The sequence below is a fragment of the Pedobacter miscanthi genome (assembly GCF_032678605.1).
GTDB lineage: Bacteria > Bacteroidota > Bacteroidia > Sphingobacteriales > Sphingobacteriaceae > Pedobacter > Pedobacter miscanthi_A.
This window is the reverse complement of sequence record NZ_JAVTSU010000032.1, coordinates 19859-42147: the sequence shown is the minus strand read 5'-3', so window position 1 is coordinate 42147 and position 22289 is coordinate 19859. Positions and strand designations below refer to the sequence as shown.

The window sequence follows — 22289 nt, the reverse complement described above, 5'->3', positions numbered from 1 at the left end:
CACCTGTTATACGGTTATCACTTAAAGTTACCGTGGCAGCTGTTGTACCATCGTAAGCTTTATTGTTTCCGCTTGCAGTAACCGTTAAGGTTTTTGGGGTAATAGTTAGTGCTGTTGCATTACCAGCTGCCTGTACAAAACTGTAGTTGACTGCAGTTAAACCAGTACCATTAATCGCGAATGAACCAACCGAACTACTTATAGTAGCCGAAGTAGTAAAACTAAGCGTACCCGTTGTAACGGCTACCGTTTCAGAATTCACAAATCCTGATACTGTTCCTGTTAAAGTAGGAATAGCGGCCCCATAAATCTTCGATTTTAGATCAGCAGTATAAGTTAATGTTGCTTTGGCCACCGAACTTGTAGGTATGGTGATCACCGGGCTATTGGAACCTGTACTGGTTAATGTTACACTACCAGTAATAGCGGCATTAGCCGCTGCAGTAGATTTTAACCTTACATAAACAGTACCCGATACCGTACCCGAGCTACCGATGGTAGCAGACGGACCATAAGTAATATCATCGGCACTCACCTCAAAATTGGCTGTTGATGATGGGGTGGCAGTAATACCTGCCGATATGTTAGTACCCGAAACTGCGATACTGGTTGAAGAAGAAGTAACACCATAAGTGGTGGTTAATCCAGCTGGGAATGTACTGCCAGCCGTAATGGTTGATGATGCTGTAGTAAAAGTCTGCTCAGCACCATAACTTGGTCCTCCACCGTTAATGGCATAAGCCTTTACATAATACAAAGTATTGGATGCAAAGCTACTAACGGTTGCCGAAAAAACACCTATACCAGTACCATTCTGAACTTTGGTATTGGCTACGGTAGGATTGGTTGTTAACGAATAAACAATACCACGATCCGTAACCGCCGAACTACCTGCAGCCGTTACATTCCCCCCTAGCACCGCCGAAGTGGTGGTAATAGTGCCAGGCACAGCTGTTGTTACCGTTGGTAACGAAAGTGTTGTAAATGTTCCATCAGTACCATTTGATGTACCAATACCGTTTATACCCTTTATACGATAATGATAAGTGGTGTTAGGCAAAAGACTGGTTAAACTTCCTGTAATTGCTGTACTACCTGTACCTGCTGTAACCGAACTTGGTGTACCACTTACAGATGAACCATAAGCTGTAGTTAGACCATATTCGAAGGTTACCGCAGTAGTAGAATTGTTATCATTTACCGTACCTGCCAATGAAGCAGTAGTATATGATGGAGTGTTACCTCCTGTAGTTACAGTTGCGGCTGAGCCAAGCGTTTCGAATAAACGGAAGTTATCAACCGCAACTTCTTGTGTACCAGTTGAATTTGCATGGCAATTCATCCGGATATTCAAAGTTGTTCCTGTTCCTAGTATGTTTGCCGAATATTCGGCAAAAGCATAAGTTAAACTTGCTCCATCTCCCTGCAAATCGCCGGTAGTTTCCAATTGAAGCGTATTGGCCGATCCGGCATTAGATGGATCGAGGTTTGCATAAAACGCAATTGCCCTTACCCATGGGCCACCGTCAATTTGGTATTCGAATGCCAAAAAATCCTGTTGTGGTTGCGTTACCCCTGATACAGATTGACTGTTCCAGGCAGAGCCCTGCCACCCACCCTGATTGTCGGCTGCAAAAAGACCTTTAAACGATAAGCCTGTTTTTCCGGCAATATTGATATTGTTCCAGGTTACCTGCTGGTTTGCAAGAATGGAGTTATTGCTATTGGTTGGACCTTTATCAATATCTTCAGCAGCGAAAATTTTGACCCCCTGAAACCCCGAGTATGCGCCATTCTGCAAAGCCAGCTGAGCTGGTGTTGTGCGTATAAAGTAAGACGCAAATGGTACACCATTCGAAAATTCAGGAATAGAGTAAGTTCTTACTCCCGTGCTAGGTGCCCCGGCATCCTCAAAAGTGTCGCTCCAAAATTGGGATTGTGCACTTGCGCCAATGCTAAAGAAACAGAGGAGCAGTACAAAGATTAAAGTAAAGTTTTTTTTCATAATTCCATAGTTTTAAAAATTGAATTATTTTGTATAAAAGGTTAATTTAGAACCCCTGTTTTCTCAGGGTGTAAAATCGAATATTGCACAGCCGTCATGATACCGTAATCGGTACTGATAATTTCAACAGCTAACTGCTGATCGTCTCTACAGGCTATGCATATCCTGTTGTTTACCGATACTATTGTACCGGGTTGATTATCGTGAGGCTCATCCAATAGGGAAGCCATAATTATTTTAACCTGCTCGCCATGTAGGCTAGCATCTGCTCCTCCATTCCACGGGTTGCACGCATTGATCAATGCGATAATTTCTTCTGTGGTCATCCGGTTCCAATTAATATAAGTATCCGATAATCCGGGTTTTTCATAATAATAGGCCAATAACTCATCTTGTGGCTGATTTGGAATACTACTGGCAAAAGCTAACATGTTAGCCATATTAAATGCTACCTGTGCCATGCGGTTACTTAATTTTACGGTTAGTTTCCCATAAGTATCGCCAGCTTCAATAGTTACCGGATCGTTAAAAATAATATTGCCCTCATCAAATGCCGAATTCATAAAATGGGCACAGATAGCCGTTTCGGTTTCCTGATTCTTCAATACCTCGAAAATCGGCATCGATCCCCTGTACTGCGGTAAGGGTGCCGGATGAAAATTGATGAACTTTTGTTCACCATAAGCCAAAACTTTTTCTGGAAGTAAAAAAGGAAACGAAATACAAAATATATAATCGGGTTGTATCCCATCAATCCATTCCCTCATTCCGGAAATGCTTTTTTTATCCTGAAAAGTTTTAAATCCGATATTGCTATCTTCAGCTTCTCTTTCCAATGCATCTATAATAGATTCGCTGGCTTTTCCAATGCCTATACCGCAGATAAACTTTTCATAAGCGAGTAACTGCAACGTTGGAAAGGCAAATTTGCCACCACATAATACCAATATCTTTGTCTGTGTTTCCATGGTTATATGCACGTGTAGCTATTGTACCATGACGACATGGCATTATCCAGTTCGTAAGCAGCTATTTTTTTAAAATTACCCGATACGTTATCGGCCATGCCCTCTATCCTTACCTCGCATTTTCCTTCGTTATCCGGAATAATGGCTGCATGGTAGAGTGGCGCTAAGGATGTATTGGTTTTGGTATCGAAATAAACCGTTCCCCTTGGCCCCTCGAATTCGAATGATTGTAAACCTGCTGCAATCTGTGAGACGTTGTTTTTATGCGACTCAATTAATGCCAAAACTTTTAAGGCTATTGATGCACTTTCCCAACTTAATAATGAAAACAGGTTTGGTGTTTTGCCTGCATTTGCTATCGTTTGGATAAATACCTCATTCTCTGCCGAAGCCAGTTTTTTAGACCATGCGGCAATTCCTTTTACAGTATCGCCAGGGTAGGCGGCATCGGATAACATCATTTCTTCAAATCCAAATGGAGGCAGATAAACCGGAAGGTTTTGCCCCTGAAACGAATTTTTAATGGCTTCGAAATACCATTGAACAAAATCGCCGCTAAAAAGACTCAACAGGGCACTGTTAGGGAATTGCTCCAGGTGTTGCTTTAAGGGTTCGATGGTAAATTCTTGCTGAAGATATCCTGTGGCGTGGTTAAAAACCATTGATCCACCTGTTTCTTCAAATGATTTTGATATACTGTAAGTATGTAAATAACCGCCATCATAATAACCGGTTACCATTCCGGCCGATTTAAGGCCATCATCAGTTGCACGTTTTGCAGCAAGTGAAGCGCCTAAAGCGTTATGAAGGGAGTGATAGAAAATATTTGGACAGCTGGGCCATTCACCCGGCAAATTAGCACCTGCATCCAATACAATAAGCATTTTATTGGCAGCAAGAAAAAGCGGTCTAAGCAATTGTGCCATACGGTGCCCGATGTAAGCAACTACCACAGAAACATTTTCTTCGAGCAGCAATTTTTCCGCACTGCGGTAGCATTGCTGCTTCTCGGCACCAAAACCGATGTTTTCAGTAACTATTTTTATATCACTTCGCCCAAGATGTTTTAATCCAGATCGCAATCCTTCATAAAGATCAAATCCAATGGTTTGATAATATGTTGATCTGGGTAATAAAATCCCTATTGTTTGCATATAGTTACGGTGTATTTAAAAGGGGGGAATGTAACGTTCTCCCCTTTATATTAATTTTTATTAGTTTCTGCTTGGAAATATTCCCTGGGTGGCAATAGAGTAATTGATTACCAAATAAGGGTTCAAAATCGAAAATGGTAAACCCTGTCCGGAAATATCGGTAGTACCCGAAATCTGCGTACCACCAGTAAAAACATTAGGCGTTGCACCGTTACCCGAAAATATCGAATTGCTTCCTGTAGCCAGATAGTTACCATCTGCCGAAGGTTCGTCGGCATTTGCAGAAGAAGCTTTTAATTTTACCTGTAACGAGTTTGCAGTATGCACGTGGGCTGGCATGTTCGAGGTTAAGATAGATACATTTGTTGTACCAGCTGCTTCGCCCATTGTGTAGTTGGGTAAGCCTGGTCCTTGTCCCTGCCCGATAGGTGCACGACCCTGTAAGTTTGGTAATGCAAAAGTTGTTTGTCCATTTCCACCATAAGTAGTACCCAATAATGAAAATAAAGCAGTGTTTTGTGCAATAGACAAAATCTGACCGGCACAGGTCATGTAACCTCTAGGTGCGAAATTGAATCCTAGAATTTTAATCTCTCCAATAAATGGTTCTGTAGACATAATTTTTAATTATATGGTTAAAAAGTAAATTGATTAAATAATCATACTTCAGCAGATTAATAATCTGCGTAGTAGTAAGTTGGCAAAAACTATCTGTAAGGTTTGTAGCAATAATGGCTCACACTAACATCGCATACATTATTCATGCATTGGATTCTTAAATGCTTCTTGGATTTATTTTCAGCTGGAGATAAACATCCCCTGGCATTAAACAATAAAGGAGGAACAACTTCGTTATCAAAAAAGTTATCAACTAAACGGGCTGCGATATTGTTGATCAACATCAGCTTCATTTGCCTGTAAGTATTAATGGTAAAATTTGCTTTTTCCGGTATATGAACTGAATTAGCCAGAGTTTGGCCAATAGAAGGTACTATTGTCTTTAAGAAAGAGCGCTTCTCAAGATTCATGCGATTTTGTTTGGGATGGTTTGGTATGTAAATATCACACAAAAAAGTGATATTAAACAATCCCTATTTTTAAGTATTTTGCATCAAAAAAATAATTTCTGACTAAATACCGCCTTGACTGTATCAAAAAAAGCTTTCCGATCTTATTTTTTCTATTGACAATTGTCAACATTTTTACTCAAACATAGCAGAATACTTAAAACTAATTGATTTTACATCTAAAAACAATTAATACTACAAGATAACTATTGTTTTAGTGAACGTATAAGTACCGGTATTTACCACATCCGGCAGATTAACGCAATAAAAACATCATGTAAATTCTATATCAAGGAATACTATTTTACCGAAATTGCAGCAATTAATTGCTGATAGGCCGAGGTGGCATTCTGATAAGTGGGAATTTCAATTTTATCTTCACCGTTAAAAAGCTGATCAGGGTATTTACTGTGAAAGCTTAAGCGTTTCTTCATTTCATTTACATTTGCGATTTCCTTACCAATAGAATTAAAAAAATGCGCAGGTAAATTATCCATCCCCCAGCCATAATCGTAAAAATGATTGAGCGGATGATCTTCAGCATCCACATCACAAAGCACCCTGTAATAACCCTCGAGCACCCTGGCAGTAAAGAAATTAAAATCGCTGTAGTGCTCATCGCCTAGTTTTATTTTAAGCAGATCGGCCTCAATAAAGCCTGGTATACTATGCAGTCCCCTTCTCTTATGATGGGAAACAATAACAGCGTTGGGTTCTCTGCTCAGGAAGTAAAAAGGCGTATCAGGAAACCATTTCCTCAGTAATGGATAAAAATGAATGTGCCAGCTATCAAGCTTTATAAACAATTGTTGATATTGGCTTTTGCGCTGCTGTCCTAAAAATTTTACCGCGGCCTTAAATAATTTTTCAGTTTCTGCCGCTATTAAACTTTTGTCGTGCATGGGCGCTCTTAAAATCTCATCAAGTAGCGGTGCTTCTGCATAAACAATATTAGCCTGATCGGTTGATAATGCCTGCGTTAACAAAGTAGAACCACAGCGGGATACATGAAATATAAAGGCCGTTGGCGCTATTGCATTTATATCAATAGCCGATTCAATAAGGAAACCAATATCACTCAGCGGTTTATAACCGGAGCGTTCGCTCATTTTGGACAAGCAAATCCCAATCGTTTCATCAAAAAAAGGCTCTGCAATATGCCGTTCAGCAAGATCCATCCACCGCAACTGCCAAAATCCGTTCTGTTTTTCGAATTTATAGGGAATCCAGTTCTTCAGCCCGTTCATCAGATATTTTTTTTCAGTTCCTCAATCAGCTGTTCTGATACCGGAGTATTTAATCTTTCCAGTTCTTCTATTACCCTCAAAGTACTTTCCCTATCCATCTGTTGCTCCTGCTGCTCCACTGCCATATCATACCCGTTTGCACTAAAAAGTTCATCTGTCCAACTGTTCCGTAAACCATCAATCACCAGATGAACCCTTACCGATTGGCCAGTATTTGTAATGGCATGGGTTTTGTTAAAATCGATATACCAGCAGGTACCTTCGTTAAGGGTTAGGTATTCATCCCCTACTTTAAACTGAACGCCATTATTCGTTTGGATCGGAATATGTATCCTGCATACACCGTTTTCATAATTACAGCCACGGTCTCTATGGGGCTTAATTTCAGCACCGGGATGTAAGGCCAGTAGCCTGATGGATTCTTTAGGGCATTGCCACGAATCGAGGATTGATTTGATATATGGCAGCTTTTTTAATAATGCTGTTTCTTTGTAGTTGTCCACACCATAATTAGCCAGAATATCATCTTCTTTTCCACTTGCCGATTGTAGCGAAATACTCTCCCAACAGCCATCATAATCGTTTTTGTTAAAATGTTCTTTCCAATCCAGGGCCATGGCTATGGCAAGTTCACTTTTGAGCAACTGAACATCATATTGTTGGTTAAATTGAATGTATTTCGACACGATGAGATGATTTTCTGTAATATTAGACATTGTTTATTACTCTTCAAATTTTTGAGCCAGATTTATAACTTTACATCTTAAAATATAAATTAGCGCTTAACCTTTAAATCAACATGGATCATCATACCAGCATTATATTATCTTTTTTAGGCGATATTGGCATCAACTATAACCTTGAATTTATAGAAGGAGAAACCTTTTTACCAGGACTTAAACTTCGGAGTGGAATACTCATTATTGATATCGGAAAGCTACTTTACCCGGGCGATATTTTACATGAGGCAGGCCATTTGGCCTGTATGCCGCCCAATATCAGAAAAGATATGAGCGACAATCTCCCCAGCGGAGATTTACACAATGGTGGCGAACTAATGGCTATAGCATGGTCTTTTGCCGCCTGCATTCATTTAGGTATTGATCCTTCAGTTGTGTTTCATGAACAGGGTTATAAAAATGCATCAGAATCACTTCTCGATAACTTTAAGGAATCGAAATTTATTGCCGTGCCGCTTTTGCAATGGCTCGGAATGACCTATGATGATCAGCAGGCAAAAATAAATGGCGCAAACCCTTATCCTGCAATGCAAAAGTGGCTCTGTAGCAGAAGACCCGCATAGTCTGTCTTTTTAATTTTGCGTTACTGGATTTGTCCCCAACTATTAAAATCAGAACATTTTAGGCCAAAACATGTTGCTATAACAATAAACACCAGCAATATCAGGCATAATGACGCATTCAGAAAAACTGGCAGATTGGGTTGCGGAGAAACATAGCCGTCAGTTCATTAAAGGCACCGGACTGCCCTATTTCGAGCATTTAAACAAAGTAGCTTTATTGGCAAAAGATGCTACAAAATGGGGCTATGAAATAGGCCTCTGCCACGACTTATTGGAAGATACGAATACCACCGGTGCTGAGCTGAAAGCGGCATTACTTAGTTTTGCTTACCCACCAGCGGCTGCAGATTTTATTACTGTGAGCGTAATTGAACTTACAGACGTTTTTACCAAATCGGCTTACCCGGGGCTAAACAAAAAGGAAAGAAAAAAACTGGAAAGCAAACGCCTGCAAACCTTAAGTGCAGCAGCACAAACCGTTAAATATGCCGATTTAATTGATAATGTGGCCTGGATGATGCAATATGATTTAAAACATGCATCAGCTTACCTGAAAAAGAAATTGAAACTTTTACAAAGCTTAAACCGGGGAAATAAACATTTAAGGCAACAGGCAATAACCATTATTCAGCAGGATTTGCTAAGTTTTTAACAGCCCTTACCAAGCTAACTTTTCCAAAATATAGCGCAAAAAAAAGCGCCCGTTAAGAGGGCGCCTGATGATCAGAGACTAAGCTGATTAAATTGTTTTAACAACTGGTATTTTCATATACTTTACTACACCTACACTACAGGCAGATAATACACAAAGCACTGAAATAACGATAAAAATACTATTGGTACTGCCCGTTGTATCTATGGCAAAGCCCAATAAAGGCTCACCAAAGGCGGCAAAAAGATAAGCAATCATATTCATAAAGCCTATGCCTGTACCAGTAAGGCTACTCCCCAGCAAATCGGGACTAAGCGGAAAAAAACATGCCTGTGGACCATATACAAAAAAACCGGCCAATAGCATCAATATACTCCCTAAAAGCAGGTTATGAACTGGTGCAATATAAATCAGGATGGCAATAACGGCACTTATGGACATGCCAAAGAAAATGGCTTTGATGCGGTCTTTTTTAAACAAACTATCAGAGAGGATACCGAAAGTTAATGCGCCTGCCGCCATGCCTACGGGTAATAAAAAGGTAACCCATAAATTACCAGGATTATCTTTCCAGTTGCCTCCCAAATAATGAACAGGAACCCAAAAAATAAGGCCATAACGGGCCATGCTTTCAAAGCCAAAACCAAGTGAGGCAACCATAAACCTTTTATTACTCAATACCAAACGATAGCGGTTTATCCAGCTTACTTCTGGTTGTTTTTCTACCTTAGTACCTGTTGCAACATCCGGTTTATCGCGGGCAATAATCAGAAAAGCAGTTGCCGAAATCAATAGCAGTAGCACAGGCAACCTGAAAAGCATACGCCACTCATAACCCTGTTGCAATAAAATAATGGAGAGCAGGTAAGTTACTACCGAAGAAAGTCCGGCAGCCATGGTATAAAAACCAAAGGCTTTGCCCCGCTCCTCTTCACTCCACCAGTTGTTAATCAGTTTTGCGCCGGGCGCAAAGGCCATCGATTGAAAATAGCCATTCAGGGCCCATAGTACCATAATTACTGTTCCGCTATTGGCGAAACTGATGGCCACATTGGTGATGATGGAAAGGTATGCACCCACCGTAACCATTAAACGTGCGCTAAAACGATCGGCCAGGTTACCGTTAATCAACTGCCCAATGGAATAGCCCATCAACATCGAAAAACTGATCCAGCCAATACCCGTATAGGGAATGTGCAAATCGGCGGCCATTCCTTTTGCAGCCCAACCGAAATTGTGCCTGCCTGTGTAAAAAAACAGGTAACAGAACATGGTAATCAACAGCATTTTCCATTGCTGCACCCTAAATTTCTTATCCATTTTACGAAGCTTCCAGTTGATCTAAATTAATGCCTACCCTAAGCGGCTTATTGGCTACAGCGAATTCGAAGGCCTCATTGGTATTTAAAAGATCAAATTCTTTTGATACTACCTTTTCAAACGGGAAAACCTGATGGTTTTTACTGATGAAATTTACGGCATAAACAAAATCTTCGAAATTATAATTGTGTAAACCTTTAATGGTTATTAACTTCCGCACAACCAGTTCGGCATCAATCTGTACCTTACGGGTATTAAATACCGCGCCGATCCAGATGGCTTTTCCACCGATCGCTAATTTTTCGATACTGTTTTCCATTGCATCGGCCGAACCGCTCATATCAAAAGCAAGTTCAATTCCCTCTGGCAAACCAACCGAAGCCCCTGTTAACAGGTGTGTTTCGTTTGCGCCAAAAGCAAGGGCCTGTTCAAGGCGCTGGGCATTAATATCGGCCATATGAATATAGCTCGCCCCTGCATCCTTACACATAGCTGCACACACCATTCCCAATAATCCACTGCCGGTAATGAGCACTTTTTTCGATTTAACTTCTCCAGCCAGCCTTAAAGCACCTGCCACTGTGGCTACCGCACAATTAATAATTGCCGCTACAGGTAACGGTACGGCTCTTGAAATTTTAAGTACGGCTGTACCCGATTTCAGGATACAGTGGGTAGATAATCCGCCATGCAGTGCATCATCAGCAGTAATTTGTGCATGGCCATATTTAAAAAGGTTTTCACCTTTCTGCGGCATCCCTGCTTTCGACATGGTGGAATCAGGATCGGAAGAAAAAATACTCCAGGTTACCCTGTCGCCAATATTCAGCTTATTCCCCAGATAATCTTTTTCGCTATGCCCATCAGCAAAGCCAAGAATTTCGCCCACAATCTCATGACCTAAAACTGTAGGCACTTTCTCTTTCCTCAGGCCGCAATAAGTATGCAGGTCGCTGCCACAAAGGGTGGTATAAAGATTTTTGATCAGGATTTCCCCTTTTTGCAGTGCCGGAATTTCCCTTGTCTGCACTTCCATGGGTTGCCCCTGTCCGTTAAAAGCTACTATGCTCGCTTTATCCATTGCAGTAAATGCTAATATTTTATAGAAAGATATTTAAATCAGTTATTTAGTCAATAAGCGGCAACAACTCCATCAGGTTATGGATTACCCGATCAGGATTTGCAGCTTGTAACTGGGCCGCTGTATGCGCTCCGGTGGTAATGCCAATACTCAGGCCACAACCGGCATTCTGGCCTTCTTCAATGTCAATAGCCGAATCTCCGATCTTTACCACGCTCGTACTATCGGCAATATTAAATTTTTTCATCGCAAATTCGATCATATCAGGATCAGGCCTGTTCCGCGATACATCAGAAGCCGTAACCAGTGCGTCAAATTCTTTTCCTACACTCCAGCCTAGTTTTTTGATAATGGAATTGGCCGTAACGCTATCATAGCCTGTATTCAGCACCGATAAAATATCCCTGTTTTTTAATTCGCCGAACAATTCTACTGCGTTAGGTTGCGGAAGAATATCTTCAGTAGCATAAGCATGGGTTAATGCAACGATAAATTCGTCGTATATTTTCGCAGTAAGTGCTTCATCACTCACCCCTGCATAGGTAGATAGTACCGCACGGATAGCTTGTCTTTTCTCCTTACCAGCACCCTGGGCAAGTACCTCATCTAAACTAAATTCGAAACCAGCATTATTAATTGCCTTTTGAAGCGTTTTATATACTAAGTTATCTTCATTAACTGTGGTTCCAGCCATATCGAAAACCACCATTGCTATTTTACTTTTTTTCATCGTTAATCTAATTTATACTTTTTTCATCTCGCTTATGAAGAGAAATAAATTGTTTAGCAAAACTAAACAATGTTTATATAAAACAAATTGCATGCATGTTAATTTTCTGTTAAATTTATTGGATTTCAACTTTAACAGCAGCTTGAAGGCACTTCGGCGATTTTTGTAACTACTATGTTGCTAAAACATTAAAGTAATCTACCTGATAAATCCGAATTTAAAGATTTATAATCCATAAAAGCAGCCTAAAAAGTCGTTATATTGTGGGTCCTATTATTAAAGGAATTATGAAAGAATCTGCCGAAATCCTTGGACTTATTAAAGCATACGAAACACGCGAGTCGGATTTAAGATTAAATATTGCCCAGCTCAAAAGCTTAAACGAAACATTACGTATTGCAGATGAAAGAAGTTCGATACTTAACTCCATTATTGAGGGTTCTGATGATGCAATTGTAAGTAAAGACCTTAATAGTATTGTAACAAGCTGGAACAGTGCGGCAGAAAGGATTTTCGGCTATACCGCCTCAGAAATGATCGGTAAATCGATTATGAAAATTATCCCGCCCGATCGTGCCGATGAAGAACCACACATACTGGGCCAGTTACGCCAGGGTATCAGGGTTGATCATTTTGAAACGGAGCGCCTTAGAAAAGATGGCACACTGATTAGTGTTTCGCTAACCATTTCGCCAATTAAGGATCATACCGGAAACGTAGTGGGTTTATCTAAAATTGCAAGGGACATTACCGATAAAAAAAATATTGAAATTAAGAAAAACGAGTTCATCGGTTTTGTAAGCCATGAACTTAAAACACCATTAACTTCTCTTCGTTCCTACATCCAGGTAGCTTTACACAAAGCTAAAAAGGACGAATTAGAATTTATTTGCCAGGCACTTTCCAGGGCTGAAATGCAGACAAAAAAAATGGAGAATATGATTTCAGATTTCCTCAGCATTTCGAAATTTGAGGATGGCCAGATGAAAATCAATCCCATCAGGTTTGATATCGCAAAAATGATCAAAGAAAACCTGGAAGATGCGCGCATCGCTTCAGCAAAACATTCCATTGTTTATACTGGTGCTGAGACGGCCAATGTACACGGAGATCAGGAAAAACTTTCGCTGGTACTGACCAACCTGATCAGCAATGCCCAAAAATATTCGCCCAATGGCGGTACGATAACCCTAAACTGCATACAAAAAGATAATCATTTTTTAATTAGCGTGAGCGACCAGGGTATCGGCATTTCCATTACCGACCAAAAACTGATGTTCGGGAAATTTTTCAGGGTAAACAGTGAACAAACCAAATTTATCAGCGGATTTGGGATTGGCCTTTACCTTACCTCAACCATTATTAACCTGCATGGCTCATCCATTGCTGTAGAAAGCGAACCTGATAAGGGATCAACATTTTCGTTTCACATAGCTGCCGCTCAGTAATTACACCATACCACAAACAAGACCTTTACTTTTTTGTTGAATTTAACAAACAACAACAAATACCTATGAATAGCGAATTGCCGTACGTAATTTGTTTAATGATGACCTCGGTTGACGGTAAGATTTTAGGCGAAAAATGGGGAAATAGTCCGAAAATGAAACTGTTAAGGGGAACATTTGAGAAAATACACGAAGAAATTGGCGTTGGGGCATGGATTGTAGGGCGGACAACCATGGAAAAAGATTTTACAGATTTTGCAAAACCAATTTTAAAAAAGGGACACCAGGAGGTTAGCCGCCAGGATTTTGTTGCCGGTCATCAATCAAATACTTTTGCTATCGCCATTGATGGCGGAGCGAAACTTGGCTGGACAGCGCCAAACATGCAGGGCGATCATGTGATTACCATTCTTACAGAAAATGTAAAAGATGCTTATCTTGCGCATTTACAAGATATTGGGGTATCGTATATTTTTGCCGGGAAAGATGAAGTAAATTTAAAAATCGCTTTAAAAAAACTTCGTAAACTGTTCGGTATTGAAAAACTGATGCTCGAAGGTGGTGCCCATATCAACGGAAGTTTTCTTAACGAAGGCCTTATTAACGAGTTTCATCAGTTGTTGTTGCCTGTAGCCGATGGCAGTATCAAAACATCCACCCTTTTTGAAATTGATGAAAAAGTAAAAAAAGAAGACGCAACCTTATTAAAGCTCGAAAAGGTAAAACAGATTGAAAATGACGTACTGTGGATTACTTATAAAATAGGCTAAAAAACTAAAGGATATTTGCACTAACAAGTCTCCACATACCATTTTTACAGGGGAAGATGTGTTACAACTGACTCCTAATTTACAACAGGCTACTTTATTTTGTCGAGCAATAATGCTCATCCAACGAACAATAATAGCTTCTTACCGATTCTCTATTTACATCCATATCAGGCGGGCTTACTTTTGTAAATAGTTAGTCTATATCATGAAATTTTATTTAAAAAGATTATTTGCACTCTTGTTATTGCTCCTGGCAATATGTTATAGTTTTAATACTTTTGCAATGCCCGCTCACTTTGCTATATCACCTACACCACTCCAAATTATAAATACTTGTTCCTTTGAAGGCTTTTCTTTGTTTGCCCTGGCATTAACGATAATTGCAATTGTCAGAATCAGGAAAAGTTAGCTAGAACGTTTTTCTTTTTCGAGGTAATTTTTGCGAAACGCGGTTGGGTTAAAGCCTGTATGTTTTTTAAAAGCCTTGCTTAAATGACTTTTATCGGTAAAACCAAATTCGTTGGCAATTTCAGAAATGCGCATGGCGCTATGAAGCAGCTTGTTCTCTACCTGTTTTAATTTATAATTCATAACATAATCCTGAAAGCCTGTTCCGGCATGGCGTTTAAAATAGCGACCAAGATAAGCCTCAGCTACGCCAAACGTATGGCCAATATGCGCTGCTTTTAGTTTATCCGGACTGGAAATGTTGCGCTGGATATAATTTAAAATGTCAAGCACCTTTTCGTCGCTGTTTTCATCAATAGTTGCCGGAAGAGTAAGCGAAATATTTCTCGATACAATCACCAATAAAGTATTGATATATTGATCTAAAACTTCGTTATAAAAAAGATCTTGCCTCTGGTACTCCTTAATCATCAGCTCCATTAAGGTTTGAATAACCTGTTTGTCATCTTCACGCCTGATTACACAACCCGATTGTTGGCTCAGGTTGCGTAAAATCATTTCCAATCTGTTTGTCAATTCTTTTGCCGCAGCATTGCTTTTCAAGTAGGCAGCATTAAACCTGATAAAAAAGAAACAGCTGGTTAACTGAACCTCGAAAGTATGGTGATCTTCAGGAGCCAATAAAAACAGATGTCCGGCTTTATATTCAAAACTATTATCGTTTATATGCTGAAATCCGTAACCTTTAACCACATATACAAACTCAAAAAAGGTATGTGTATGGATACCACGGGGGCATTCATCAATCATTTCAGTTATGACAAGTTCATAAGGCTGGTATAAATGATCTTTTTTCATGACATAAAAGTACAACTACTGGTTCGAATTATACACCAAAATCAATATAAATGTTGTATAAATTTGACTAAATTCTTTTAAAAAATTAAAAAATGAATACAGTTGTAAAAAACACCACCATTGCGATGGTTTTAGAGCAGGCCGGCGGAAATTTTATAAAAAAGACAATTGAACTTCCTGAAATTGGCACCAAACAGGTTAAAATAGAGATTTATGCAAGTGCTGTTAATCCGCTCGATACCAAAATATGGTCAGGAAATGCAGGCCATGCTAAACAGCCCCTCCCTGCTGTACTGGGAACCGATTTAGCCGGAATAATTGTAGAAACGGGAAGCCATGTCACAAAATTTAAGGTTGGTGATGAAGTATTCGGCCTTACGGGTGGAGTTGGTGGTAACCAGGGATCGCTTGCTCAATTTGCAGTGGTGGATGAAGTGCTTTTAGCTAAAAAACCGAAGAATTTAAGTATGCAGGCCACAGCAGCTTTACCCTTAATCTTTATTACCGCCTGGGAAGGTTTGGTAGACCGTGCCAAAGTTGATGCACACAAAACTGTTTTTGTACAGGCAGGCGCTGGAGGTGTGGGCTCCATGGCCATACAAATTGCCCGTGCTTTTGGAGCAACGGTTTATGCTACAGCTAGTGTAGCAGATCATGATTTAATACGCAGTTACGGCGCCATTCCTATAACTTTCGAAGAAATGGAATCTGGTGAATACCTAAATAAATATACCTGCGGAGAAGGGTTTGATATTGTTTTTGATACTTTAGGCGGTACCTTTCTCGATGCCGCTTTTAAGGCTGTTAAAATTTACACCGGTCATGTGGTTACGGCTTTAGGGTGGGGATCTCATTCACTGGCTCCACTTTCGTTCAGGGGCGCTACTTATTCGGGGATATTTACACTATTGCCATTAATTACGGACATAGGAAGGGCGTATCATGGAGAGATTCTAAGCGAAGCCACTGCACTGGCTGAAAGCGGAAAACTGGTGGTCCGTCTTCATCCATCAGCATATACTTTAAACCATGTTGATGAAGCGCATGCCTTAGTGAGGGCAGGAAAGGCAAAAGGAAAAGTGGTGATTAAGATTAAATAGCATAAAAAAACAACTCATCAGATCATTTTCGCCAAATTCCCCAGTTGTTTGAGTTTAAAATCAATTTCATCTGTCCAGGGCATGCCCATGCATATGCGCAGGCAATTTTCGAACTGATCCTGCAGGGTAAACATGCGACCTGGAGAAATACTGATCTTTTGTTTCATGGCCAGATCGTAAAGTTTTACGGTATCGGTTCCTTTTTCCAGTTCAACCCAAATGGCCAGTCCTCCCTGTGGACGGCTAATTTTGGTACCTGGAGGAAAATACGTAGCAATGGCATGGCTAAAACGCTGGTAATTTCCCATCAGGGTACGGCGCATCTGGTGGATATGAACATCATAACGGCCGCTTTTAAAAAAATTGCCCACCACATCATGTACCAGTGATGGTGTGGCAATGGCATGCACCAGTTTTAGTTTCAGTATTTTATCTTTGTACTTTCCTGGTGCCACCCACCCTACCCGATAACCGGGGGCGAGTGTTTTCGAAATGGCACTGCACCACAACACATTCCCTTCGGTATCGAAAGCTTTGCAACATTTTGGCCGCTGGGCACCGAAATAAAGGTCGCCATATACATCGTCTTCTATTAACGGAATCTGGTGTTTAGCCAGTAATTTCACCACTTCTTTTTTATGTTCATCGGGCATACAGCTGCCTAAAGGCGTATTAAAGTTGGGAATAAGCACACAAATATTGATTTTAGAGACCAATTTTTTCAGCGCATCAATTTCAATACCGGTAACGGGATGTGTAGGTAACTCGAGCACTTTAAGACCAAGACTTATGGCTAACTGAAAAATACCAGGATAACACGGGCTTTCTATAGCAACGGTATCACCCGGTTTTGCCAAAGCCATCAGGCAAAAAGAAAGCGCCCCCATCCCGCCACTGGTGGTAATTAAATCATCTTCGCTTAAATTCCCTCCCCAACCCAGCGAACGTACAGCAACCATCCTCCTGAGTTGAATATTACCCTGAAGTGGTTCGTAAGCGGTACCGCCCTGCAAGGATCTGCTGGCGAGCAGGATTTCTTTTTGGAGTTTTGCTAAAGGCAGGAGGTTTCCGGAAGGAATGCCGATCGAAAAATTAGTAATATCGTTGCGGCCAAGACTGGAATAAACTTTAGTAATCAATTCTTCGGGTTCGTTATTGCCCGGCATGAGCGTAGGTTTGCTTACCCCAGGTAAGGGCAGCCGTTCAACGGATCGGTTACTGACAAAAAAACCAGACTGAGGTTTTGAATCGATCAGCGATTGCGCTTCGAGTTCTAAAAAAACCCGCTTTGCGGTGTTCATCCCAATAGCATGTTCTTTACAGAGTAACCTCACCGAAGGCAGCTTATCGCCAACCTTCAAAATGCCATTTCTAATCTGAGCAGCTATTCCATCCGCAATTTCGTTGTACCTGTAAACCTTTTTCATAACAAACTGTATCCATGCAAATATACAAAACTGATACTGTATTTATTCTTTTCTCTTTAGCACTTTTGGTTAAGCAAATTTTAGATATGATTACCACAACAACAGGTAGCCTGACTACCAAAAAAATTTCGAGCGGATGGCTGAATGGTTTTATCGGTGTATTGATTTTTAGCGGATCGATGCCTGCCACTAAAATAGCCGTGATGAATATGAGTCCGGTTTTTGTAACCCTTGCACGGGCAACAATTGCAGGTTTACTTGCCCTTGCGGTATTGATTTTACTTAAAGAGAAACGCCCGGCTAAAAGCAGTTTATGGTCGCTGGTTATTGTGGCTTTCGGTGCTGTAATCGGATTTCCGTTGTTAAGCGCTTTAGCCCTTGCACATATTACTTCGGCACATTCGCTGGTGTTTTTGGGTTTATTACCGTTGGTAACGGCAGTATTTGCTGTTTTACGTGGCGGCGAACGACCAAAACCAATTTTCTGGTTTTTTTCTGTGTCGGGCAGTTTGCTTGTAATTGGTTATGCAGTTTATCAGGGTATTAATGCATCGCCAGTAGGCGATTTACTAATGCTGGCTGCAATTGTACTCTGTGGTTTGGGTTATGCCGAGGGTGCCCGCTTATCGAAAACACTTGGTGGCTGGCAGGTAATTTCGTGGGCATTGGTCATTTCGCTTCCATTAATGTTCCCGTTAATGTTTGTTTTTAAACCGGTTTCACTATCCTCCATCAGTTCGGGTGCGTGGCTGGGTTTAGCTTATATTTCGTTATTCAGCATGTTTATTGGTTTCATTTTCTGGTATAAAGGGCTTGCACAAGGAGGTATCGCATCGGTAGGGCAATTACAACTCTTACAGCCTTTTTTCGGACTGGCATTAGCAGCTACGCTGCTGCATGAAGAAGTAAGTTTAAATATGCTTGCGGTAACCATTGGCATTATCCTTTGCGTTGCGGGTTCGAAAAAGTTTGCCCGATAAAATAATTCATTATAAAATTTTAACCATATGAACATTAGCAACAGTACAGCAGCAGATATTGCAGAAATCTTTCGTCTTTATGATTGCGCAACTGCTTTTCAGAAAACAAAATACATCCTGCACTGGCCAAAATTCGAAATTTCATTGATTGAAAATGAAATAACAGAAAACAGGCAGTGGAAAATAACGATTAATGGAAAAACGGCCTGTGTTTGGGCTACCACGTTTAATGATCCACAGATTTGGGAGGAACGAAATGATGATCCTGCCGTTTATATACACCGCATCGCCACCAATCCTGAATTTAAAGGCCAAAATATGGTAGCCATCATTGTGGATTGGGCAAAGAAATATGCCAAAGCAAACCATAAAAGGTATGTACGTTTAGATACAGTAGGCCAAAACGAAAGCCTGATTAATCATTATACCAAAATGGGATTTAAATTTTTGGGGCTTTACGATTTAAAAAATACAGATGAACTGCCTTCTCATTATCACGGCAATCCGGTAAGCCTGTTTGAGCTTTCTGTTATATAGATAATTGCAAAATTACAGGCTTAAATAATTTAAAGACGCTGTATCAAAAAAGCCAGTTTCTCTTCAGGTTCTGTCATATTCAACTTATCGAAACACCTTAAAGAATAATAAAACAGGTCCTTCGGCAAGCTATTAATGACAGGCCCAATAGAATAGTAATCATTTCGACTGAAGTGCAATCCCGAACATTCGGGAGAGAAATCTTTGTAACAAGTTATCAAAATCAAGTTTAAAAGATTTCTCCACTGCGGTCGAAATAATGATACCCCGAGACCATTTGCCTGCTTTATCCATCCGTCCTTCATAATGATTTTTATACCATAAATCATCCCTCAGGATTGACAAATTTATATTTATAATACAACCTCTTTAATCGTTAAAATCCCACTTAGCTTTGCTCAATTTCTTTCAAACTATTCATTTTTTTGTACGCTAAAAATCCTTTAATGTCTTCAAAATGTTCGCGGACACGTTTATTCCCGAATTCAAATACCTTTTGTACCAATCCGTCTAAGAAATCCCGGTCATGCGATACCAAAATCAAAGTGCCATCGAAATCTTTCAGTGCATCTTTAATAATGTCTTTGGTTTTCATATCCAAATGGTTGGTTGGCTCATCGAGGATCAATACGTTTACCGGCTCTAACAGGAGTTTAATCATGGCCAAACGGGTTTTTTCACCACCAGAAAGCACCTTAACTTTTTTCGTGGTATCATCGCCACTAAACATAAACGCGCCCAAAAGGTCTTTTATTTTCAGGGTACCATCACTTAATGGAATCTGATCAATGGTTTCGAATACCGTTAAACTCTCATCAAGCAGTGCAGCCTGATTTTGGGCAAAGTACCCTATTTTGGCATTGTGACCTACTTTTAAACCTCCTTCAATATCAATCTCCCCCATAATGGCTTTGATCATTGTCGATTTACCCTCACCATTTTTACCGACAAAAGCTACTTTTTCTCCACGTTCAATCACCATTGATGCTTTTTCGAACACCACATGGTCGCCATAAGCTTTGGTCAGCTCTTCTACCATTACCGGATACTGGCCAGAACGTGGTGAAGGTGGAAACTTAAGTCTTAACGCCGAAGTATCTACTTCATCAATCTCAATTACATCAAGTTTCTCGAGCATTTTTACACGCGATTGTACCTGTAAGGTTTTAGAGTAAGTGCCTCTAAAACGGTCTATAAATTCCTGGTTATCAGCAATAAAACGTTGTTGTTCTTCGTAGGCTTTTAATTGATGTATCCGTCTGTCGGCACGTAACTGAAGGTAATGGCTGTATTTTGCTTTGTAATCGTATATCCTGCCCATGGTTACCTCAATGGTACGGTTAGAAACGTTATCTACAAAGGCACGATCGTGAGAGATCACCATTACTGCCTTAGCCGAATTGATCAGGAAATCTTCCAGCCATTGAATACTTTCGATATCCATGTGGTTGGTAGGCTCATCCAGTAAGATAAGATCAGGCTTTTTTAATAAAATCTTCGCCAACTCGATACGCATCCGCCAGCCACCCGAAAACTCAGAAGTTTGGCGTGTAAAATCTTTACGTTCAAAACCCAAGCCTTTTAATACCTTTTCTACTTCTGCATCGTAATTGGTTTCTTCTATCGAATAAAATTTCTCGCTCAGTTCCGATACGCGTTCAATGAGTTTCATATAGTCATCAGTTTCGTAATCGGTACGGATAGTCAGTTGCTCATTCAACTCATCGAGTTCTTTTTGCATCTGGTTTACCTCAGCAAATGCCTTCATTGTTTCTTCAAAAACCGTCACATTATCCTGTGTAAGCAGATGCTGTGGCAAATAAGCAATAACGGCTTCTTTAGGGCCGGTTACATTACCCGAAGTAGGTTTGGTTACATCGGCAATAATTTTCAGAATGGTTGATTTACCTGCACCATTTTTACCCATCAGGGCAATTTTATCATTCTCGTTTATCGAAAAGGTTACATCGCTAAAAAGCGTGGTTCCGCCAAATGAAACGGAGATGTTATTTACATTAATCACAAAGTTGGAATATTAATTGGCAGCAAAGATAAAGGAAACCGGGTAAATTATAGCTAGAATTTTGACTGTGCAGAATAGCTGAAACACATTTCGATAGGAATTACCCGTAAAACCGCCTTCGTCACATTTATCCCCTATTCCATCACATTTATCAATCCTGTTGTGATGCCCGGCCTATATTGCTTCACATTTAAACAACAATGATAACCGGGAGTTTGATCCCTCAATTTAAAACCATGAAACCTTATTTATTTTTACTGTTCTGTTGCTTCGGCTCCGGATTATTAGCACAAAACAAACCTGATTCGGCTTCTATGCCCGGTTTTAGCACCGAAGATATTAAGTTTAAAAGTGCAGGTGTTATACTGGAAGGTACCATTTTTAAACCCAAACAAATACTTGCTGCAATAGTGCTCGTTCATGGCTCTGGCCAGGAAAGCAGGATGCAGAGAATGGCTTCGCAGCTGGCAGAAAACGGAATAGCTGTATTAACCTATGATAAACGAGGGGTTGGAAAATCGGGTGGGGTTTACGCTGGACCAGAGGTGGGAACCAATAATATTGATGCTGCGAACCTTAACCTACTGGCTTTAGATGCGGGCAATGCCGCTGACATACTTTTGACAAAACTACGGAAAAAACATCTTCCGCTGGGTTTAATGGGCTTTAGTCAGGCCGGATGGGTGATTCCTCTTGCCGCGAATAAAAACCCTAAGGTGGATTTTATGGTATTGTTTAGCGGGCCGGTTGTGACCACGCTCGAGCAGCTCCGTTTCCAGTTTTATACACAGGGAAAATCCAACTTTTGGGACACACATACTGAGGCTGAAGCACGTGAACACATCAGTAACGACCCGGACCGTTATCAATTCGCCGGTACCGATCCACACGGTGCCCTCTCCGCCCTCTCCATCCGGGGACTCTGGCTTTTTGGCGGTAAGGATATACAAATTCCGGTAGGTTTATCTGCAGAACGACTTAACCTGCTTAAAGAAAAGGGAAAACCTTACGAATATCAATTGTTTCCTGAGTTGGGGCATAACACTGCTTCTTCCAAAACTCCTGAACCGTTTAATTTCGCAATTAAATGGATTAAAACCACAGTCAGTGCTAAAAAACAAAAATAATGGCGTAAGGATTGAATTGGTACCCCTAAAACCGATGTGGCTTTAGGGGATACCAAAATATGTTATTGTTACAACTGCAACCTT

The 22289-nt window shown here is 40.5% G+C and carries 21 protein-coding genes; 8 read left to right on the top strand and 13 right to left on the bottom strand.

Going from position 1 to position 22289, the window contains the following annotated elements; genetic code table 11:
* The 7 genes from R2R28_RS27935 to R2R28_RS27905 all read right to left on the bottom strand — a co-directional run.
* Positions 1 to 2005 (bottom strand): MBG domain-containing protein (locus R2R28_RS27935; protein WP_316828957.1); only part of this gene is annotated, 2005 nt, incomplete at its 3' end.
* 41 nt (positions 2006 to 2046) lie between these two features.
* On the bottom strand, positions 2047 to 2973 hold the full coding sequence (locus tag R2R28_RS27930; protein WP_316828956.1) for a methionyl-tRNA formyltransferase: 927 nt from the start codon (positions 2971 to 2973) through the stop codon (positions 2047 to 2049).
* Between the two features lie 2 nt (positions 2974 to 2975).
* A complete protein-coding gene (locus R2R28_RS27925; protein ID WP_316828955.1) occupies positions 2976 to 4127 on the bottom strand; it encodes an ABC transporter substrate-binding protein in 1152 nt (383 codons plus the stop codon).
* A 60-nt stretch (positions 4128 to 4187) separates the two neighbouring features.
* Positions 4188 to 4745, bottom strand: coding sequence for a phage tail protein (locus R2R28_RS27920; protein ID WP_316828954.1), 558 nt, complete (start codon positions 4743 to 4745; stop codon positions 4188 to 4190).
* 89 nt (positions 4746 to 4834) lie between these two features.
* On the bottom strand, positions 4835 to 5155 hold the full coding sequence (locus R2R28_RS27915) for a hypothetical protein (protein ID WP_316828953.1): 321 nt from the start codon (positions 5153 to 5155) through the stop codon (positions 4835 to 4837).
* 338 nt (positions 5156 to 5493) lie between these two features.
* On the bottom strand, positions 5494 to 6441 hold the full coding sequence (locus tag R2R28_RS27910; RefSeq protein WP_316828952.1) for a hypothetical protein: 948 nt from the start codon (positions 6439 to 6441) through the stop codon (positions 5494 to 5496).
* A complete protein-coding gene (locus R2R28_RS27905; protein WP_316828951.1) occupies positions 6441 to 7157 on the bottom strand; it encodes an aspartyl/asparaginyl beta-hydroxylase domain-containing protein in 717 nt (238 codons plus the stop codon). The genes R2R28_RS27910 and R2R28_RS27905 overlap by 1 nt, the downstream gene beginning before the upstream one ends.
* An 83-nt stretch (positions 7158 to 7240) precedes the next feature.
* On the opposite strand from R2R28_RS27905, the gene R2R28_RS27900 reads away from it, so the two are divergent.
* The gene (locus R2R28_RS27900; protein WP_316828950.1) at positions 7241 to 7744 is read left to right on the top strand and encodes a hypothetical protein; all 504 of its coding nucleotides are present in this window, start codon (positions 7241 to 7243) and stop codon (positions 7742 to 7744) included.
* 109 nt (positions 7745 to 7853) lie between these two features.
* On the top strand, positions 7854 to 8396 hold the full coding sequence (locus tag R2R28_RS27895) for a hypothetical protein (RefSeq protein ID WP_316828949.1): 543 nt from the start codon (positions 7854 to 7856) through the stop codon (positions 8394 to 8396).
* An 87-nt stretch (positions 8397 to 8483) separates the two neighbouring features.
* Here R2R28_RS27895 and R2R28_RS27890 read toward each other — a convergent pair whose 3' ends face one another.
* The 3 genes from R2R28_RS27890 to R2R28_RS27880 are packed head-to-tail and all read right to left on the bottom strand — an operon-like array spanning position 8484 to position 11527.
* Positions 8484 to 9716, bottom strand: coding sequence for an MFS transporter (locus tag R2R28_RS27890; protein WP_316828948.1), 1233 nt, complete (start codon positions 9714 to 9716; stop codon positions 8484 to 8486).
* Between the two features lies 1 nt (position 9717).
* On the bottom strand, positions 9718 to 10797 hold the full coding sequence (locus tag R2R28_RS27885; RefSeq protein ID WP_316828947.1) for a zinc-binding dehydrogenase: 1080 nt from the start codon (positions 10795 to 10797) through the stop codon (positions 9718 to 9720).
* 46 nt (positions 10798 to 10843) lie between these two features.
* Positions 10844 to 11527 carry a phosphonatase-like hydrolase gene (locus R2R28_RS27880; RefSeq protein WP_316828946.1) on the bottom strand — a complete coding sequence of 228 codons (684 nt, stop codon included), beginning with the start codon at positions 11525 to 11527 and terminating at the stop codon, positions 10844 to 10846.
* Positions 11528 to 11814: 287 nt separating this feature from the next.
* Between R2R28_RS27880 and R2R28_RS27875 the strand changes: the two genes are divergently transcribed.
* Both R2R28_RS27875 and R2R28_RS27870 read left to right on the top strand, forming a co-directional pair.
* The gene (locus tag R2R28_RS27875) at positions 11815 to 12975 is read left to right on the top strand and encodes a PAS domain S-box protein (RefSeq protein ID WP_316828945.1); all 1161 of its coding nucleotides are present in this window, start codon (positions 11815 to 11817) and stop codon (positions 12973 to 12975) included.
* Positions 12976 to 13040: 65 nt separating this feature from the next.
* Positions 13041 to 13745, top strand: coding sequence for a RibD family protein (locus R2R28_RS27870; RefSeq protein WP_316828944.1), 705 nt, complete (start codon positions 13041 to 13043; stop codon positions 13743 to 13745).
* A gap of 405 nt (positions 13746 to 14150) precedes the next feature.
* Here the strand turns inward: R2R28_RS27870 and R2R28_RS27865 are convergent, their stop codons facing one another.
* Positions 14151 to 15011, bottom strand: coding sequence for an AraC family transcriptional regulator (locus tag R2R28_RS27865; RefSeq protein ID WP_316828943.1), 861 nt, complete (start codon positions 15009 to 15011; stop codon positions 14151 to 14153).
* A gap of 92 nt (positions 15012 to 15103) precedes the next feature.
* Here R2R28_RS27865 and R2R28_RS27860 point away from each other — a divergent pair, with 92 nt between their 5' ends.
* Entirely contained in the window at positions 15104 to 16111 is a 1008-nt protein-coding gene (locus R2R28_RS27860) for a zinc-dependent alcohol dehydrogenase family protein (protein WP_316828942.1), read from the top strand.
* Positions 16112 to 16128: 17 nt separating this feature from the next.
* Here the strand turns inward: R2R28_RS27860 and R2R28_RS27855 are convergent, their stop codons facing one another.
* Positions 16129 to 17538 carry a PLP-dependent aminotransferase family protein gene (locus R2R28_RS27855; protein WP_316828941.1) on the bottom strand — a complete coding sequence of 470 codons (1410 nt, stop codon included), beginning with the start codon at positions 17536 to 17538 and terminating at the stop codon, positions 16129 to 16131.
* Between the two features lie 14 nt (positions 17539 to 17552).
* Between R2R28_RS27855 and R2R28_RS27850 the strand changes: the two genes are divergently transcribed.
* Entirely contained in the window at positions 17553 to 18518 is a 966-nt protein-coding gene (locus R2R28_RS27850; protein ID WP_316828940.1) for a DMT family transporter, read from the top strand.
* 27 nt (positions 18519 to 18545) lie between these two features.
* Positions 18546 to 19055, top strand: coding sequence for a GNAT family N-acetyltransferase (locus tag R2R28_RS27845; protein ID WP_316828939.1), 510 nt, complete (start codon positions 18546 to 18548; stop codon positions 19053 to 19055).
* Positions 19056 to 19443: 388 nt separating this feature from the next.
* On the opposite strand, the gene R2R28_RS27840 is transcribed toward R2R28_RS27845, so the two are convergent.
* Positions 19444 to 21078, bottom strand: coding sequence for an ABC-F family ATP-binding cassette domain-containing protein (locus R2R28_RS27840; RefSeq protein ID WP_316828938.1), 1635 nt, complete (start codon positions 21076 to 21078; stop codon positions 19444 to 19446).
* A 236-nt stretch (positions 21079 to 21314) separates the two neighbouring features.
* Here R2R28_RS27840 and R2R28_RS27835 point away from each other — a divergent pair, with 236 nt between their 5' ends.
* Positions 21315 to 22205: an alpha/beta hydrolase family protein gene (locus tag R2R28_RS27835; protein WP_316828937.1), complete on the top strand. Its 891-nt coding sequence runs from the start codon at positions 21315 to 21317 to the stop codon at positions 22203 to 22205.
* The last annotated feature ends 84 nt before the right edge of the window (positions 22206 to 22289 follow it).